We start from the raw sequence: 1,775 nt of genomic DNA, 5'->3' as shown, positions 1-1,775 counted from the left end.
GTCCATGGATACCCTGCTTACTTGATATGTTGTCCTGCCATCCTGTGGCATGAATCTATTCGGCTGCGTCACGGATTGGTGCGAAGGCATTCAAATCAACGTGGCCTTCGTCACCCACGTCATCGCGCCCAGCCTGTCCACCATCGCGCCCAGCGCGGCGGACGGAGCGCGAACGAATGAAATGGTGATATCCGCATAGCCGTCAACCTGTTCCGTCGAGATCTTCACGTTCCCGATCTCCCTGGCAAACGGCATCAGCACCTGCCAGAGTGCGGCGACCCTCAGCGAGTGCGTCGCTGCGCGAACGTTGAGTTGCGGCTGACTGAAGGCCAGCGGCTCCGGAGCATGATGTGTCATCGTGTAGCGTTTAAAAGATCAATAACTGTGTGCGCGACGATTCAATGCCGATTGATCCGTCGAGCGATGCAATGGTCGTCGAGCTTCGAGGCACGTCGCCCGTTGGACCGATTCGGTTCCCTTCAGCGTAACGGTGCATCGCGCAAAGCGTTAGCGGCAATGCTCGCGCCGGATTCTGCGTGGTCCGTAGCGTGCTGCCTGAGGTTGCCCAGTAGCCGCGCCCGACGTCGTTCGCGCCTGTAGTGAGCGATCGCCGCGGGTAAAGCAACGGCGAGTGTCGATACGCCGATCGCGAGACCGATCCATGTTTCTTCGCCCATGCCATTCCCCATGATGAAGCACCATGGCGATTTCCCGCTGCCACGAAGACGGGAATACGCGTAGTGGTGAAGCGAGCAAAACACCGAAAAATGCGGCCTGGCTTCCGTGAGTGGCCTCCAGCGCCGCCGGTCCTTATTGCATGTGCTGGCCGCCGTTAATGGCAATATTCGCGCCGGTCACGAAACCGGCTTCCTCGGAGCACAGGTAGGCCACGAGGCCTGCCACCTCCTCCGGCTTGCCGAGGCGGCCAGCCGGAATCTGCGGCAGGATCTTCGTGTCGAGGATTTCCTGTGGGATCGCGGTCACCATCTTCGTGGCCAGATAACCCGGTGAAATGGTGTTCACGGTCACGCCCTTGCGCGCCACTTCCAGCGCCAGCGATTTCGTGAAGCCGTGCATGCCGGCCTTCGCCGCCGCATAGTTGGTTTGACCGACCGAACCCTTCGAGCCGTTCACCGACGAAATATTGATGATGCGGCCCCACCCCCGCTCGACCATGCCGTCGCACAGCGGCTTCGAGATATTGAAGATCGAGTCGAGATTGGTGCGCAGCACGGCGTCCCAGTTGACCTTGTCGAGCTTGCGGAACGTCATGTCGCGCGTAATGCCCGCGTTGTTCACGAGAATATCGACAGGTCCGATCTCGCTCTGGATCTTCGCCGCGCCGCGCTGGCACGAGTCGTAATCGGCTACGTCCATGCCATATGCATGAAACTCGCGGTCCGTTTCTTTCATCCGGGCGAGCCAGTCCTTCGCCCCCGCGTTATCCGGCGAATGCGTCACGACGACGCGATAGCCCGCATCGTGAAGCTTCACGCTGATGGCCTCGCCAAGGCCCCCCATACCGCCCGTTACCAATGCAATACGATTAGTCATCCTATATACCTGCGAGAGTTCTATGTAAAAGAGTCTGTGGCGGTGGCATCGCCTGCGTAGATTGACGCCACATTCGCCGTTGTCCTGACTTCCTCTTTCCACCCAAGACGAAGGCAAGACTGAGACCGCGCGGCTTCTAGTCAGCTTTTAATATTGCGCGTGGTTGCTGCTACTGACGGCTCGCCGTTGCTTGCGCACGGCGAGCCGCTTACTACCCGGTT

The 1,775-nt window shown here is 59.5% G+C and carries 2 protein-coding genes; both read right to left on the bottom strand.

Annotation, left to right across the window (positions count from 1 at the left end):
* Window positions 1-90 precede the first annotated feature (90 nt).
* Entirely contained in the window at window positions 91-357 is a 267-nt protein-coding gene (locus BMI01S_RS37240) for a hypothetical protein (RefSeq protein WP_042293337.1), read from the bottom strand.
* 453 nt (window positions 358-810) lie between these two features.
* Entirely contained in the window at window positions 811-1,554 is a 744-nt protein-coding gene (gene phbB / locus BMI01S_RS37235; RefSeq protein WP_081716355.1) for an acetoacetyl-CoA reductase, read from the bottom strand.
* Window positions 1,555-1,775: the final 221 nt, after the last annotated feature.

This window comes from Paraburkholderia mimosarum LMG 23256 = NBRC 106338, assembly GCF_000739815.1.
Taxonomy (GTDB): domain Bacteria; phylum Pseudomonadota; class Gammaproteobacteria; order Burkholderiales; family Burkholderiaceae; genus Paraburkholderia; species Paraburkholderia mimosarum.
Note: the sequence above shows the minus strand (reverse complement) of the source record. Positions and strands in the feature narration are given on the sequence as shown.

What these genes read in the sequence shown, in the direction of transcription:
- BMI01S_RS37240 (WP_042293337.1), bottom strand. Translation starts at nt 357, where the DNA reads ATGACACATCATGCTCCGGAGCCGCTGGCCTTCAGTCAGCCGCAACTC.
- phbB (WP_081716355.1), bottom strand. Translation starts at nt 1,554, where the DNA reads ATGACTAATCGTATTGCATTGGTAACGGGCGGTATGGGGGGCCTTGGC.